17 protein-coding genes are annotated in these 16,727 nt (G+C 40.5%); all 17 read right to left on the bottom strand.

The window, feature by feature from the left end:
- Positions 1-17: 17 nt before the first annotated feature.
- Positions 18-2,228 carry a chemotaxis protein CheA gene (locus ACRWP9_RS08590; protein ID WP_434928748.1) on the bottom strand — a complete coding sequence of 737 codons (2,211 nt, stop codon included), beginning with the start codon at positions 2,226-2,228 and terminating at the stop codon, positions 18-20.
- Between the two features lie 15 nt (positions 2,229-2,243).
- Positions 2,244-2,981, bottom strand: a complete 738-nt coding sequence (locus tag ACRWP9_RS08585) for a protein phosphatase CheZ (RefSeq protein WP_434928747.1) — start codon at positions 2,979-2,981, stop codon at positions 2,244-2,246.
- A 13-nt stretch (positions 2,982-2,994) separates the two neighbouring features.
- Complete coding sequence (gene cheY, locus ACRWP9_RS08580) at positions 2,995-3,378, bottom strand: chemotaxis response regulator CheY (RefSeq protein ID WP_007649667.1); 384 nt, start codon at positions 3,376-3,378, stop codon at positions 2,995-2,997.
- A gap of 43 nt (positions 3,379-3,421) precedes the next feature.
- Positions 3,422-4,141 (bottom strand): RNA polymerase sigma factor FliA, encoded by a 720-nt coding sequence (locus tag ACRWP9_RS08575; RefSeq protein WP_226410444.1) that lies wholly within the window; start codon positions 4,139-4,141, stop codon positions 3,422-3,424.
- Entirely contained in the window at positions 4,134-5,015 is an 882-nt protein-coding gene (locus ACRWP9_RS08570) for a MinD/ParA family protein (protein WP_226415986.1), read from the bottom strand. Before ACRWP9_RS08570 ends, ACRWP9_RS08575 begins: the two co-directional genes overlap by 8 nt.
- 4 nt (positions 5,016-5,019) lie before the next feature.
- Positions 5,020-6,414: a flagellar biosynthesis protein FlhF gene (gene flhF / locus ACRWP9_RS08565; RefSeq protein ID WP_434928746.1), complete on the bottom strand. Its 1,395-nt coding sequence runs from the start codon at positions 6,412-6,414 to the stop codon at positions 5,020-5,022.
- 29 nt (positions 6,415-6,443) lie between these two features.
- Entirely contained in the window at positions 6,444-8,543 is a 2,100-nt protein-coding gene (gene flhA, locus ACRWP9_RS08560) for a flagellar biosynthesis protein FlhA (RefSeq protein WP_434928745.1), read from the bottom strand.
- A 133-nt stretch (positions 8,544-8,676) separates the two neighbouring features.
- Entirely contained in the window at positions 8,677-9,810 is a 1,134-nt protein-coding gene (flhB, locus tag ACRWP9_RS08555) for a flagellar biosynthesis protein FlhB (protein WP_434928744.1), read from the bottom strand.
- Positions 9,811-9,821: 11 nt separating this feature from the next.
- Entirely contained in the window at positions 9,822-10,625 is an 804-nt protein-coding gene (fliR, locus tag ACRWP9_RS08550; protein WP_434928743.1) for a flagellar biosynthetic protein FliR, read from the bottom strand.
- Between the two features lie 4 nt (positions 10,626-10,629).
- On the bottom strand, positions 10,630-10,899 hold the full coding sequence (fliQ, locus tag ACRWP9_RS08545) for a flagellar biosynthesis protein FliQ (RefSeq protein WP_434928742.1): 270 nt from the start codon (positions 10,897-10,899) through the stop codon (positions 10,630-10,632).
- A gap of 8 nt (positions 10,900-10,907) precedes the next feature.
- Positions 10,908-11,666, bottom strand: a complete 759-nt coding sequence (gene fliP, locus ACRWP9_RS08540; protein WP_434928741.1) for a flagellar type III secretion system pore protein FliP — start codon at positions 11,664-11,666, stop codon at positions 10,908-10,910.
- Positions 11,659-12,060 (bottom strand): flagellar biosynthetic protein FliO, encoded by a 402-nt coding sequence (fliO, locus tag ACRWP9_RS08535; RefSeq protein ID WP_319002882.1) that lies wholly within the window; start codon positions 12,058-12,060, stop codon positions 11,659-11,661. Before fliO ends, fliP begins: the two co-directional genes overlap by 8 nt.
- 125 nt (positions 12,061-12,185) lie before the next feature.
- Positions 12,186-12,569 (bottom strand): flagellar motor switch protein FliN, encoded by a 384-nt coding sequence (gene fliN / locus ACRWP9_RS08530; RefSeq protein ID WP_226410451.1) that lies wholly within the window; start codon positions 12,567-12,569, stop codon positions 12,186-12,188.
- Positions 12,570-12,579: 10 nt separating this feature from the next.
- Entirely contained in the window at positions 12,580-13,608 is a 1,029-nt protein-coding gene (gene fliM, locus ACRWP9_RS08525) for a flagellar motor switch protein FliM (RefSeq protein ID WP_226410452.1), read from the bottom strand.
- A 28-nt stretch (positions 13,609-13,636) separates the two neighbouring features.
- Positions 13,637-14,161, bottom strand: a complete 525-nt coding sequence (gene fliL / locus ACRWP9_RS08520) for a flagellar basal body-associated protein FliL (protein ID WP_434928740.1) — start codon at positions 14,159-14,161, stop codon at positions 13,637-13,639.
- Between the two features lie 117 nt (positions 14,162-14,278).
- The gene (locus ACRWP9_RS08515; RefSeq protein WP_434928739.1) at positions 14,279-16,045 is read right to left on the bottom strand and encodes a flagellar hook-length control protein FliK; all 1,767 of its coding nucleotides are present in this window, start codon (positions 16,043-16,045) and stop codon (positions 14,279-14,281) included.
- Between the two features lie 194 nt (positions 16,046-16,239).
- The gene (gene fliJ / locus ACRWP9_RS08510) at positions 16,240-16,686 is read right to left on the bottom strand and encodes a flagellar export protein FliJ (RefSeq protein WP_434928738.1); all 447 of its coding nucleotides are present in this window, start codon (positions 16,684-16,686) and stop codon (positions 16,240-16,242) included.
- Positions 16,687-16,727 lie beyond the last annotated feature (41 nt).

Below are 16,727 nucleotides of genomic sequence, written 5' to 3'. Positions count from 1 at the left end.
CTTAAATAATGGAACTTTTATTTTTTATTTTTGGCGTACTGTTTTAATAAACCTGGTACATCTAAAATCAGCGCAATACCACCGTCTGAGGTAATTGTTGCCCCCGCCATACCCGGCGTACCTTGTAGCATACTTCCTAACGGCTTAATAACCACTTCTTCCTGTCCAATTAAACCATCAACCACAAAGCCAATCTGTTTTGTACCTAATTGAACAATAACGACATGGCCGTGCTTTTTATCACCATGTTTAAACTTAGTTTTATGGCTGTGCAACCAATGCTCTAAATAAAATAATGGTACGGCTTTATTACGTACAATAACGGTTAGCTGACCATCTACAACATTGGTTTTGGTTAAATCAAGATGGAAGATCTCATTGACACTTGATAGCGGTAACGCAAACACTTGCTTAGATACATCTACCATTAAGGTCGGCATAATAGCTAACGTTAACGGTACTTTAATTTCTAAAACAGTGCCTTTGCCCTTCAATGAGTCGATATGAACAGTACCGTTTAGCTGAGTAATACGGGTTTTCACCACGTCCATACCCACGCCACGACCAGAAATATCTGATACTTCCACTTTAGTTGAAAAGCCTGGCGCAAAAATTAAATTATATGCTTCGGAATCTGTCATCCTAGATGCAGTATCCTCATCAAGCACACCACGGGTAATAGCTATCTCTTTCAGCTTTTGTGGGTCCATTCCTGCACCATCATCTTCAATTTTCAGTAAGATGTGATCGCCTTCTTGGCTTGCTGATAATGTAATAGTACCTGTTCTTGACTTGCCATTCGCCTCACGGGTAATAGGCATTTCAATCCCGTGATCAACCGAGTTACGCACTAAATGCACTAACGGGTCGGCTAAAGCTTCGACGAGGTTTTTGTCTAGATCGGTTTCTTCACCAATCATAACTAAATCAATTTCTTTATTAAGTGTACGCGCTAAGTCACGCACAACCCGCGGAAAGCGACCAAAAACCTTCTTAATTGGCTGCATACGAGTTTTCATTACTGCGCCTTGCAAATCAGCAGTAACTAAATCTAAATTTGCCAGTGCTTTTGACATTTCCTCGTCTTCACGAGTAACGCCTAAACTAACTAACCTATTTCGGACTAATACCAACTCACCGACCATATTCATAATTTGATCAAGTCTAGCGGTATCAACACGAACAGTTGTTTCTCCCTGAGGAACAGATGCAGCCGCTTTTGTTGGCGCCTTATCTTTAATAACCACGTCAACATTTGCTACAGGAGCAGGTGCTTTAGGTTGAGGAAATGGAGCTGCAGCGGCCTTTACTGGCTCAACGTTTTTGGGTGCGGCAGTTTTGAGTGTTGCAGCAGAGCTTGACGCTGAAGTATCTACTTTAGCAGGCGAAGAACCTTTCCCGTGAAGCTCATCAAGTAATTTCTCAAACTCGTCGTCGGTTATATCATCTGAGTCTACCATTTGAACTGGAGGCTCTACAGATTTAGCTGGTGCAGGTTTACTCTCAGCTGCACTTAATTTATTTGAACCATGAAGTTCATCTAACAATGCTTCAAATTCGTCATCAGAAATTTCATCTGAGCCAACAGGAGCTGGAGCTGATTGCTGAGGTGTTTTAGCTGTTGATGAAGTAGTTGCTACAGGACTATTACCTTGACCATGAAGCGCATCTAATAATGCTTCAAATTCGGACTCATTTATTTCGTCAATATTAGTGTCAGCGCTAACATTGTCTTCAATGAATTCTGGTTGATTGACAGGCGCGATTTCCTCTACGAGTTCTTCTACTGACTCTTGAATCAGCTCTTCACTCTGCCCGCCCATTTCTGATGGCAAAGGTGCACCCGAACTGAGTAGCTTCAATTTATTAAGTAGTTCGACTTCAACAGGATCTTGTTCTTCGCCTTGCTGAGTTTGGGCAAACATAATGTTAATAGCATCAACTGCCTGCAAAATGATATCCATCAATTCTGCATTAACACTCCGTTTGCCGGTTCTCAATAGATCGAAGGTATTTTCCGCTTCATGGCAGACGTCTACCATAGGTTTCAAACTTAAAAAACCAGCTCCACCTTTTACAGTATGGAAACCGCGAAAAATAGCATTCAACAAATTACTGTCATCAGGATTATTTTCAAGCGCAACTAACTGCTCTTGAAGAAGCTCTAAAATCTCACCAGCCTCTACCAAAAAGTCCTGGAGTATCTCTTCATCAACATCAAATGACATTCAACTGACTCCTAATTAGAAACCCAGACTGGATAGCAAATCATCAACTTCATCTTGACCTGCGACCACGTCATCACGCAATTCTGCGTGCATAATTGGGCCCTCTGCCTCTATTTTATTCTCTTTTTTAACAGTTTCCGGTTGCGGCGTATAATCACCAAATACTGTCAACATAGAGACTAGATTATTTTCGACTTCGCGAACTAAGTCGATAACTCGACGGATCATTTGCCCTGTTAAGTCTTGAAAATCCTGCGCCATCAGTATTTCATTTAGTAATTGTCGTAAACGGGTTGTATCGTGTTCACTATGTGACATAAGCTGCTGAACATCATGACAAAGTTTTTTGAACTCACTCAACTCTATGTCTCGACGCATTAACTTATCCCACATAGGGGTAACAGATTTTATATTGGTAATTATTGTATCGGCCAAAGGTAAACATTCTTCAACTGCATCCATGGTTTTATTTGCAGCTTGTTCTGTCATATCAATAACGTAATTTAATCTCTCTTTAGCATCCGGTATTTCAACCTTGGCTAATTCTGATAAACGGTTATCTACCTGAAAATCTTGAAGTGCACTATGAAGTTGACGTGTTAATTTCCCGACTTCTTCAAATAATTCACGCTGTATTGGTGTAGCGAGTTCTCTAACAACGTCGTCAGCTTGATCTTGCTCCCCCGCAGTAAGCAGTTCGACAAGTTGCTGGGCCTGCTCGAGAGTAATTAACCCCGATATTATTGGCTGCATAACTTATCCTTGCTTAAGCGAGACGTTCAAAAATTTTATCTAATTTCTCTTTAAGGGTAGCCGCTGTGAAAGGTTTAACAACATATCCATTCACACCTGCTTGGGCGGCTGCAATAATTTGCTCACGCTTAGCTTCTGCCGTAACCATCAAAACAGGTAAATGTTTTAATGAATCATCGGCACGAATAGCCTTCAGCAAATCAATACCTTGCATACCAGGCATATTCCAATCTGTTACAACAAAGTCAAAATCACCTTTTTGCAACATAGGTAAGGCTGTTGATCCATCATCTGCTTCTTGGGTATTATTGAATCCCAAGTCTCGCAACAAGTTCTTTATGATACGTCGCATTGTTGAAAAGTCGTCAACAATAAGAATCTTCATATTCTTGTCCAAGGTTTCCTCCGGTGAGCTGACACTCTAGTGCTCTAATTAATAATTATTGTTGTGTCCAATGCTTGAGTTTGCCTTTTAATCTAAGCATAGCCTGACTTAATATCTGACTAACCCTAGATTCGCTTACTTCAAGAATTGCACCGATTTCTTTTAAGTTTAACGCTTCGTCATAGTACAGTGAAAGTACTAATGCATCTCTTTCTGGTAAGGTTTTAATTGCTTCCACCAGCGCTGATTTAAATTGCGTTTCAGCTAATGCTTCAAAATTATCATCTGGTATTCCATCATCTGTGACTAACACATCTTGCGAAATACCTAAATCTTCTATGCCTATGATTTTCCCAACAGAAACATCATTTAAAATATGATGGTACTCATTGAGCGACATATCAAGTTTTTCTGCAATTTCTGTGTCACGAGCATCACGTCCCAATCCTTGCTCTAGTTCGTCAATAACCTGCGCAACCCGGCGATTATTGCGATGAACTGAACGAGGAACCCAATCACCACGGCGGATTTCATCAATCATAGCACCGCGTATCCGAATGCCTGCAAAGGTTTCAAACTTAGCCCCTTTGGTGTCATCAAATTTTGATGACGCTTCAAGTAACCCTATCATGCCAGACTGTAGCAAGTCGTCGAGTTGCACTGAAGCAGGTAATCGCGCCAACATATGATGTGCAATTCTTTTTACCAGCGGTGCATACTGTTCAACAACGGATGTTTTATTATCGAACTGAGTATACGCGGCGGCTTTATTCACTCACTCTATCCTCTTGTGTTTCTTTGCGTTGGACTAAACGTTCAACAAAAAACTCTAAGTGTCCACCCGGCTGTTGTGGAACTGGCCAGCTCATAATTTTATTTGCCAGGCCGTGATAAGCAATGGCTGATGGCGACTTTGGATACGCCTCAACAACTAACTTTTGCTTTCGCACAGACTTACGCAAATTCTCATCAAATGGCACGGTTGCAACTAGCTCTAAAGCAACATCTAAAAACCGATCCGTTACTTTACTTAGTTTAGCAAACAATTCCATTCCTTCACGTAAACTGCGTACCATATTAGCCACAATTTTGAAATGAAATACACCGTGTTCACGGCTTAATATTTTTATCAGTGCATAGGCATCTGTAATAGATGTCGGTTCATCGCATACCACAATTAATACATCTTGTGATGCCCTTGAGAAACTCAGTACCATATCTGAAATACCTGCCGCGGTATCGACAATTAATATGTCAAACTGTGTACGCATCTCACTGAAAGCACGAATTAATCCTGCATGTTGAGCCTGGGTTAACTCAACCATAGCTCTGCTTCCAGACGTTGCAGGAACAATACCAATACCTTTAGGGCCTCGAACAATGATATCGTCTAATTCGGCATCGCCAGATAAAACATGAGATAAATTTTTCTCGGCACGAATTCCTAACATCACATCAACGTTAGCTAAACCAAGATCCGCATCTAATACTAAAACACGTTTACCTTTTTCCGCTAGGGCAACGGCAGTATTTATAGAAACACTGGTTTTTCCTACCCCACCTTTTCCACCGGATACGGCAATTACTTTAACTTTTTCGTTATTTGGTTGATTCATCATACGTAAACCACTTGCTTGATCACGGGTCATATTCTTACTCGAATGCATAAGTCATTTCATTCGACCATGCGCTTGTGTCTTGAGAAATTACTTGTTCTGTTTCATTTAACGCGGCTAAAGCTTGCTTAGCCAGAGCTAAAGTATCTGCTACTTTTATGTCTTCAGGAACACGTTGGCCATCAGTCACATAGCTTAATGGTAACTCATTTTGTATCAGAACGCTCAATGCACCTGCAATTGATACAGATTCATCTAATTTGGTTAAAATTACACCCGCTAATGGAATGCGTTTAAAATGATTAACCGCGTCTTGTAATACTCTGCGTTGCCCTGTTGCCGACATCACTAAATAGCTGCGAATTGGGATCCTACTGTTTGCTGTCAAATTATCAAGTTGTTGATAAAGACGCATATCACGTTGCCCCATACCCGCTGTATCTATAAGTACTAACTTACGACTTCTAAATTGGTACAAAATCTGTTCTAGCTCGGTGACATCATGTGCTTGCTTTACTGGACACCCCATTATTTTGCCATAAGTTGCTAATTGCTCATAGGCGCCAATACGATAATGATCCGTTGTAATAAGTGCAACTTGATCTGCACCATGTTGTGCTGCAAAACGTGCAGCAATTTTTGCCAGAGATGTCGTTTTACCAACACCAGTTGGTCCAACAAAAGCCACAACGCCTCCGCGCTTTACAATATCATCACCTTGGTTGTCAAGTAAGTTAGCCAAACTTTGTGGTAATGAACGCACTAATTCCGCTGGATTATAGTGTTGACTCAGAGATGAAAGTTTAGCTGCAACGGGTGCTGAAAACTCTGCAGCAAGTAGTTTACTTTCAAGCATAGCACCCACAGGATCTTTCCGCTTTTTTTGTTCAGTCATCAATGAAGATACTTGATGAGTCAGTAAGTTACGTAATGAAGCCATTTCTTCACGAAGCGCATCCATTTCAGTCGAACTGACTTTATTATTTTTTGACTGCTTATCAAATCCAGCCTGTTGCTGATACTGAGGTTTAGCTGGCTTGGCGTCAGCTGTCGCACCTTGTAATTGGCGCGCCCATTCAGGTAAATCAGAGTCATCTTGTTTAGGAGGCATTTGCTGACTTAAGCGGCTTTGTTGTTTCTCTAACAACGCTTGTAATGAATCTGCCGCTGGCGGTGGATTAATTTTTGTTTTTGCCTTGATTACAGAGTTAGATGCAAGTGATACGCGATCCTCACTAAGATCCATAAAGCCTGGAGTTGGTGTTGCCATTGCGGCACGCGCCTTAGGCTCATCGTAATCAACGGCGGCGACAATCTCAATCCCGCCTGCCACTTTTTTATTCGACATAATGACAGCGTCAGAACCAAGGGTCTCTTTGACTTGCGCTAATGCTGCGCGCATATCTTTGGCAAAAAATCGTTTAATTTTCACTTACGCACCTCTTTTATCTGACGTTATCACTATTGGCCAACAGATGAAACAATCCGTATCTGTTTCTCATCTGGAATTTCTTGATACGAAATTACCCTTAAATTTGGAATAGTGTACTTAACAAATCGTGACAGAGTTGAACGCAGCATGCCTGATGTCAATAAAATGGCTGGCTGACCGACCATTTCTTGTTTCTGTGAAGCATCAAGTAATGACTGCTGCATGCGTTCTGCAAGGCCTGGTTCAATATTTGGCCCTTCTCCCCCTGTCGCCTGCATAGACTTATGCAACATTTGTTCCAACTCTGGCGCCAAAGTAATGACGGGGATTTCTAGCTCAGGTCCGGATATTTCTTGCACTATCATACGTTTTAGCGCAATTCGAACGGCTGCGGTAAGTACTTCAGTATCATTACTTTTGGTGCCGTATTCCAGCAAAGTTTGCACTATAGTGCGTAAGTCACGCACAGATACACCTTCATTCAATAGATTTTGCATTACTTTAACCACATTGCCTAGCGACATTACATCCGGAATAAAGCCATCAACAAGTTTTGGTGACTGCTTAGAAAGCATGTCCATTAATTGTTGTACTTCTTCATAACCTAATAACTTAGCAGCATTATTACTGAGTAATTGGCTGATATGGGTTGCAACCACTGTTGCAGTATCTACCACTGTATAGCCTAGTGTTTGCGCATGCTCACGTTGCTCTGGTGCAATCCAAACGGCTTCTAACCCAAATGCTGGATCAGTCGTTTCTATGCCATCAAGCTTGCCATAAACTTGGCCAGGATTAATGGCTAATTCACAATCATGTCTAACTTCAGCTTCACCGACGACCACGCCCATTAAGTGAATACGATATGAATTTGGCGATAAATCTAGATTGTCACGAATATGCACTGCTGGCACTAAAAAGCCTAATTCTTGTGATAGCTTTTTACGCACACCTTTAATTCTACTCAATAATTCACCACCTTGGCCTTTATCAACCAAGGGGATAAGTCTATATCCAACTTCTAAACCGATAGTGTCAACGTGACGGACATCATCCCAACTTAAATCTTTTGGTTCTTTATCTTTGATATCTGACGGGCCTTTTTTGACTAATTCTAACGCAGCTGATTTTTTCTCATTAATACGTTTTTGTACCATATAAGCAGTGGCCGCGGTAATAAATGCAAAGCTGATAAAAGCGACATGTGGCATACCTGGCACAATACCCATAACAAATAACAAACCTGCTGCAATTGCTAGCGACTTAGGCTTGTCAAACATCTGGCTCATCATCATCTGGCCCATATCACCAGATTCATTTTGACGAGTAACCATCAAAGCGGCTGCAATTGAAAGCAGTAAACCGGGTATCTGGGCGACTAGACCATCACCTATGGTTAGCAGAGTATAAACTTCAACTGCACTAGAAAAATCAAGCCCATGCTGGACCATACCAATGACAAAGCCGCCCAACATGTTGATAACCAAAATCATAATACCGGCTATCGCATCACCTTTTACAAATTTTGACGCACCGTCCATTGCGCCATAAAAGTCCGCCTCACGAGTCACTTCTTCACGACGAATACGCGCTTGTTCTTGGTTTAGAATACCTGCGTTTAAGTCGGCATCAATGGCCATTTGTTTACCAGGCATAGCATCTAAGGTAAAACGTGCACTGACCTCTGATATACGGCCTGCACCTTTAGTTACAACAGCAAAGTTAATAATAATCAAGATTAAAAACACAACTAAACCAACAGCATAGTTACCACCAATAACCACTGAGCCGAAGGCTTCAATGACTTTACCCGCCGCGTCGCCACCATTATGACCTTCTAGTAATACCACTCGAGTTGAAGCCACATTTAAGGCAAGTCTTAGTAAAGTAGCCACTAAAAGTACTGTGGGGAAAGCGGCGAAATCGAGTGGCCTGTCGGTATAAATAGCGACAAGCAGCACGACTAAAGCCAGTGCAATGTTGAATGAAAACAAGATATCTAATAAGAATGGCGGGATCGGTAAAACAATCATCCCTAATGCCGCCAACACTAACAGAGGCGTACCAATTCCTTTAAAGGTTGATGGTCGGATTTGTTTAAATTGCCCGAAAACTGCTTTTACATCCATTCGCGAAAGCCTTTTACTGATGAATTTTTGACGCGTACAGTCAAATAGCAAGAATTAAGCCAACAAAAAAATTCAATCATAATTTGATAATAGAATCTATTTACTAGGATTAAAAAACAATCTAAGAGTGTTATTAATGCTTTAGTTCATCCGGAATGGGTTGTTTTAACGGGACTGGTATAGGACGACGCCCCTTACCTTTTTGGTATTGTTTTAACTGAAATACATATGCAAGCACCTGAGCAACAGCGGTAAATAAGCCTTCTGGCACTTGTTGATCTACTTTTGTTGTATGATAAATAGCCCTTGCTAATGGTGGTGCAGACACAATCGCAACGTTATGCTCACGAGCGATTTCACGAATTTTAAATGCAACATCATCAACTCCTTTAGCAATTAAAAATGGTGCGGAGGAGCGGGCAACATCATATTTAACCGCTACAGCATAGTGTTCAGGGTTGACCACAATAACATCAGCATTGGGCACTTCGGCCATCATCCTTCTTTGCGCCATTTCTCGTTGCAGTTGTCTGACACGGCCTTTAACTTCAGGTTGGCCTTCAGAATCTTTGTACTCGTCTTTAATTTCTTGTTTGGTCATTTTAAGTTGTTTATTGTGATTCCAAATTTGAAACGGTACATCAATAATCACAATGATTAGCATCGAGGAACATAACAGAATAAACATCCATACTAATAAATCTAAAGCATGGTAAACGTTGCCAGGTAAATGGTCGCTAGACAACATTAAAATATCGTAAAAATAGAACTTTAGTAAGAAATACGCAGCAATGGCTACTACCGAAAATTTGGCTATGCCCTTAGTTAACTCCACTAACGCCTGCGTTCCAAACATTCGCTTAAATCCACTAACGGGACTCATTTTACTGCCCTTGGGCATAAAAGCTTTTACAGAAAAAGACAAGCCACCTAAAACGATATTGCCCAAAAAAGATACCAAAGCGAGCAAAGCAATAAAACTTACCAAAGGCCAAGCAAGCTCATTTCCCACCACGCCCCAAATTCGATACATCGAATTAGTATCAAAGATTTGATCTCGCTCCATGGTAAAAATTTGTTTCATTATGGTATATAAACTTTTGGCGATAGCAGGCCCAGTCATAGCAAAGCCAACCGATGCAGCAAGTAATACCGCAGCAGTGCCTAACTCTTTAGAGCGAGCAACCTGACCTTTTTCACGCGCCTGTTCAAGACGCTTACTGGTGGGCTCTTCTGTGCGTTCTTGACCACTGTCAGCTTCTGACATTTACTGTGTCCTTAAAAAGCAACATCACCATCAATTTGGCATTGCAGTTGTAAAATATCACACATCAATAATTGGGCTGCTAACCATACTTCATCAAAATGTGCCATGATAGGACCTAATGTTAGCCACAATATCACTAATCCGCTAACCATGGTAACTGGAAAACCTATTGAAAAGATGTTCAACTGTGGTGATGCACGGGTCATTACACCAAAAGATAAATTGATCAATAATAACGCAACAATGGCTGAGATAGACATAGTTAGTGCCGCGCCGAACATATAAGATCCCCATTCAGCAAGATTTTTATAGGTGGTAATATTAATACCTTCTGCCGATACTGGAATAGTTTCAAAACTGGCGACAATCATTCTAAACATTAGTAAGTGACCATCAACAGCTAAAAATATTAACGTCGCAAGAAGCAAGAATATATTACCCACCACAGGGGTTTGCTCACCAGAGCCCGGATCAACCATTGATGCAAAACCTAAACTGGTTTGCATACCAATAATATGTCCTGTCAGCACGAATGTTTGCATCATCATCACACTAACAAAGCCCATTGCAGTACCAATTAAAAGCTGTTGTAAAGTAATAAACACTGAGCTAAGTGCAAATAGCTCTACATTTTCAACAGGGGGGAGTACAGGCACAATGGCAAACGTAAAGGCCATTGAGAAAAGTAATCTGACGCGAGAGGGCGTTGTATTGGCGCCAAAGACAGTCATGGTCATCAACATGGCTGATATGCGAAAGAGCGGCCATAGATACATGGCAATTGTCTGACTGATTTCATCAAACAATATTTCCATCGACCTACCCAATCACTACAGGGATAAGGTTAATCATCTCGAAGAAAAAATCCATCATAGTCTGTATAAGCCAGTGTCCTAGAAACATCAATGCAAATAAAGTCACCAATAATCTAGGTAGAAAACTCAATGTTTGCTCATTAATCGATGTTGCTGCTTGAAACACAGCAACCACTAGACCAATTCCTAAACCGGGTAAAATAATCGCTGATACAATCAATACAATTATTGATAGTGCTTCACGAAAAACATCAATTAAGGACTCGGGAGACATGTCTTCTCCTAAATGCCAAAGCTATTAGCTAGGGTACCCATCACGAGACTCCAGCCATCAACCAGCACAAATAGCATAATCTTGAAGGGGAGTGACACAATCATGGGTGACAACATCATCATACCCATTGCCATCAAGATACTGGCGACCACTAAATCTAATACTAAAAATGGCACAAATAACATAAAGCCAATTTGAAAAGCCGTCTTTAACTCACTGGTGATAAAGGCTGGCACAATGACAACCATTGGGGCTTGTTCAGGAGATTGAATGTCTTTGTAACCTGATATTTCAATGAAAGTTTTCAAATCTGTGGTTCTTACCTGTGACAGCATAAAACTTTTAATTGGTTCTTTGCCAACATCATATGCTTTGGAAAGTGTCATCGATTCATTCATATAGGGTTCTACCGCTTCGGCATAAATTTTATCAAAAACGGGTGCCATGATAAAAAATGTCATAAACAAACTTAGGCCAATTAACACCTGGTTTGATGGAGTTTGTTGCAAGCCTAATGCTTGTCGAAGAATAGATAACACAACAATAATGCGGGTAAATGAAGTTAGCATTATCACCATAGCAGGAATAAAGCTCATGGCGGTCATCAGCAATAATATTTGCATGGTAACCGAATATTCTGTCGCGCCATCGGCACCTGTGGTTACGGTTAGCGCTGGCAACACCCCATCTTGTGCGATTGTACCTGAAGACCAAACTGTCGCAGCCAACACCGAGACCCAGAGTATTGCTTGAAACACTTTACTCATGATGTCTTTCCTTAGCTTGTTGTAGGTTTTGGGCAAATGAATGAGTAGAGGCTTCAACGGGGCTTGCAAGTTTATCGATTAAATTAATTTGCTGGGATGTCACGCCGAGTAAGTATTGCTGTTGATTAATTTCAACCACCATCAACTTCTCTTTTTGACCTACAGGTGTCATCGCAATCGTCTTTATAATCCCATTTTGACTCGGAACAAGATTGAGCTTTTTAACGATATAGGCGAGTAATATAATAAGCGCAACTACAACAATAAGACCACCAAGCATATTTGCTAAGGTAGAGACTGTAGAGGTGTTATTTACCGATGTCGTTACATCAGCCACGGGTAACACTTGTGCTGTCGTAATGGCATTGGATAAAGCAACTGTAAGGTATGACACGTTTAATCCTTGAGCCATATGTCACTTAAATGATTAATAAAAATATAAGCACCTAAGTGACTATTTATGATTAAAGCACAATATAAAAAGAACAGTAAAAAGAAATGCAATAAATTTTATTGATATTATTTTAATTTTTTAATGCGCTCAGTTTGACTAATAACATCAGTCAGTCGGATACCAAACTTATCATTGACCACAACTACTTCACCATGGGCAATTAAGGTACCGTTGACCATCACATCTAATGGTTCACCTGCCACCCTATCTAACTCGACAACTGAACCTTGGTTAAGTTGAAGTAAATTACGAATACTGATAAAACTGCGCCCAACTTCCATTGAGATAGTCACAGGAATATCTAAAATAGAATCCAATTTAGCTGCATCTTCTTTAGAAATCGGCTTTGAATCATCAACTAATTCATCCAGTTCAATTTGTTCAGCTTCTTCAATTGCTTGCTCAGCCATTGCAGCTGCCCAATCATCGCCTGTATCTTCTGTGCTCATTTACATCACCTTATAATTCTGAAATATCACGCGACTTACCTTTTCGTGTTACCAATTGCAACTCAGACTTTACTGTTTCAGGTCGCGGAATTTTTTCACTAATTTTTAACGCTAAGTTATCGCGTGAACGCCCCAATTTACATCGGTAAGTGGGTAAATCTTCGATACGCATCATAATATGTTCAGGTAAATCTATCGGGATAATATCACCCGCTTTAAACCCCATGACATCACGAAGCGTCACTTCGTGTTCAATAATATTAGCGTCAAAACCAACCTTCACGTCCATAATTTCATCACGTAATGCCTGAGACCAACGCATGTCGGTATCTTGTTTGTCACTTTGCACACCTGCATCAAGTAATTCACGTATAGGCTCTATCATCGAATAAGGCAGCGTGATGTGGAAATCACCACCACCGCCGTCCACTTCAATATGGAAAGAGTTAATCACTACCACTTCTGTCGGACTAACAATGTTAGCCATTGCGGGGTTAACTTCAGAGTCCAAATATTCGAACTCGACATCCATCACGGGTGCCCAAGCGTCTTTATAATCTTCAAAAATGATTTTTAATAATAACTGAATAATTCTTCGCTCTGTCGGCGTAAATTCACGGCCTTCAATTTTTGCATGAAAGCGACCATCACCACCAAAAAAGTTATCTACCAGTATAAAGACTAAGCGCGCTTCCATAGTAATTAGCGCAGTTCCCTTTAAAGGGCTGAAACGCACCATATTTAGGCTAGTTGGCACAAATAACGTATGCACGTATTCGCCAAACTTTAACATTTGCACACCGTTGATAGACACTTCTGCCGCTCTGCGCATCATATTAAACATGCTGATCCGTAGATGACGAGCAAATCGTTCATTGACAATTTCCAGTGTCGGCATTCGGCCACGAACGATACGATCTTGAGACGAGAAGTCATAAGATCGCGCATCTTCGCCACCTATATCACCATCATCCTCATCAACATCATCAACACCATGTAATAGTGCGTCAATCTCGTCTTGACTTAATAAATCACTCACATGTTCACCTTAACTCTATCCATCTGGATTATTGCATCACAAAACCAGTAAATAGCACTTTCTCAACAAGAGGCTTTCCAGTAACAGGTTGCAAGGTATTTTGTACACTTAATAACGCCAATTGACGTACTTCATCTTTACCCGCTTGTGTACTTAACTTTTGAACATCTGCACCGCTAAAAGTGGTTAGTAAAGCATCTTCAATTAAGGGAATGTGCTTTCTAACTGCAGTTTCATCATCAGCACCACGCACCATTAATTGCACTTTAATTTCAACTAAACGAGATCTATCGACCCCAGGCAAATTGAACAAAAATGGTCTTGGCATACCGACATAATTTGCTTCATTAGTTGGTGCTTGAGAAGAGGATTCGGTAACCGCACCAACATCATCACTTTGAGCTGCTGCAGCAGGCTCGTCAGAGCCTAGAAAAAACCATGCTCCTCCCCCAATTAATAATGCTACAACTAGCCCAATTCCACCGAAAAGGATTAATTTTTTAGATTTTTTTGGTTCACTGCTTGCTTCATTAAGCTCTAACTCTTCAGCCATGGAGATCCCTAAACAAATTATACGTATCAACTATGTGAATATCTAAATAAGGGTAACATAAACTGCTTAGTTAGCTTATGAACCTTTAAGATAATAATTATGCTATAGATTACCGACTTAAGCGTAATAATCTATACCTGATTGCAAACTCTCTGGATGATTTTGAAACATTGAATGCTCTACCGCGGAATTTTCATCCATATCTTGCTGTTCAGCATAGCGTTCCGATGAGTCTTGCGGCTGTCCATCCCGTCCTCCGCCACCTTGAGAAACCTGGCTGTCGGTAAGTTGTAATCCTTCTTGCGCTAACATGTCTCTTAATCTAGGGATTGCTTGCTCAATCAATTCACGAGTTTGTGACTGCGTAACATGAAACTGTACTTGAGTTTGATCGCCATTTATCTGAATTTTAACCGTCAAGTGACCTAACTCAGGTGGATCAAGGCGAATTTCCGCCTGTTGAATGCCATTGCTTACCATAGTGATCAATTGCTGCTTCATTACAGGTGAAAAACGTTGAATCATCTCCTGCATTTGAACTTGAGATTCACCCTGCTGCTTTAAAGATAATTGAAACTGCGGTACATCACTTTTATGAATAGGGGTTAAACTACTTTGATTTTGCATCGCCTTTACATCAATCGCTTCATCCGGAGCACCAAAAACGTCAATACGAGCTGATTTGGCTAATTCGCTATCTATATTGGTTAACGCTGCAACAGAAGCTGTTTTAAGCGACTCAGCAGAAGCTGGCGTTTTTGAGTCGCCCGGCACAGTAGCCACTGGGTCAATGATACTTGCTGGATTAGAGACTTTATCACCTAGAATATTATCATTGTCTTGAGTGCTCGCTGAGGCAAAAAAAGCAGTATTTTTTTGACCCAAAGAGTCATTTACTAATTTAGTCGCATCACTGTCTTTAATAATATCTTTAACCATATTAGCATCAACCAAAGCAGACATCGTAGCTTGCGAGGAAGTAGACATCGTAGCTTGAGTGGAAGCAGACATCGTAGCTTGCGAGGAAGTAGACATCGTAGCTTGGGTGGAAGCATTAGGAGAAGGCTCTGTAATCGCTGAAGACACATCATTAAGTGAACTAGCAGCAATAGGATCCAATTTAACCTCTAAATTTTTAGCTGCTAAGTCTAAAATAGATTCATCAAGCACCGGAGCTTGTAAATTAAAGTCAGCTACAAGGCTAACTAAATCATCATGGCTCAGGGCAATTAACTGTTCTGCTGATAAAGTTGAAAAATCACTCAACAATTCTTTTTCAGAATCAGATAATGACGCCAAAAATACGTCATTAGACTCACCTTCAAGCGGCAATTGAATCATATTACTAAACAGGCTACTTTCTAATGGCTCTATGCTAGTAATGTCACTATCAGTGTCATTACTAGCGAGTTGATTATCTAAAACGTCAAAATCAATTTCACCATCAATGCCATCAATGCCATCAATGCCATCAATGCCATCAATGCCATCAATGCCATCAATGTTAGATAAAGCCTGCGTTATAGCATCAAGACTGCCATCATCTGTAACATTACTTTCACCCTTAACCTCAAATATCGGCAATATTTTTCCGTCACCCTTTGACTTGTCAAATGACTGCGCCATGTCTAATTGAGCGAAAATAAGCTCAATATCAGTTCCCTCTAGAGGCTCTGATAAGTCAACTTCAATAGTGGTGATTGCAGGCTGCTCAGACTGTTTACTCGTATTAACAAGTTTAGCCGATTGAAAAGAAGACATTTGGTTTGCTTGATTAAATTCATCTATAAATGATTTACTTTCAGATACTTGAATAGCATCTTTAGCCTGTGAGCCTGTAGACTTACTCGTACCAGTTAAGAGAATATTACTCATCTGTTGCATTATATATGCTCCACAAACTCAATCTAAAAGAAGATAATCAATCATCTTTTGTGTATTTAATCTACCGCCCAATAACACGCTAAATAAAATGTCACAACGCCACTTCAATGACGATTAATTATTACGTAGTAGATACTAAGCAATAAAAGTGCCAACATAATAGTTGCAATTTGATTATCGTCTTATCAAGAAAGCTACTTATTTAAGCGCTGGCGAATATATTGTTGCATTGCAAACTCATCAGACATTTTTTGCTCGCGCTTAGTTTCTGCAACTTGTGCTTTTTCTGCTTTGTTGGCTAACAACATTTCAATGGCTTTACGTTTTTGTTGTTTTTCAAGCCAATGAGTTTGACGATAACCTATCTGGTATTCAGCGTCTTGAACAGCTGTTACTTGTTGAGTAATAGCACTATCGACCTGTTTAATAAATTGATGAAATTGATGATATTGATTGGCGCTAATACTTTGCCCTTGTTGGCTTTTCATTTGCTTCATGTAATCGAGACGGTAGTTATTTAGCGCATCTAACTGACCTTGCCGTTTCTGTTTTTCAAATTGCGCCGACTTAAGCTGCATGGCGGCTTGGCTTTCAGCTTCAGTCGCTAATTTGAGAACGGTAAATAACGGATCACTTGCCATAGGTTACCTCTTATCAACACACCGAATAAATCAACACACCT

The organism is Shewanella sp. HL-SH2, from assembly GCF_051164935.1.
Lineage (GTDB): Bacteria > Pseudomonadota > Gammaproteobacteria > Enterobacterales > Shewanellaceae > Shewanella > Shewanella glacialimarina.
The sequence above is the reverse complement of the archived record's forward strand: the minus strand, read 5'-3'. Positions and strand labels throughout refer to the sequence as shown.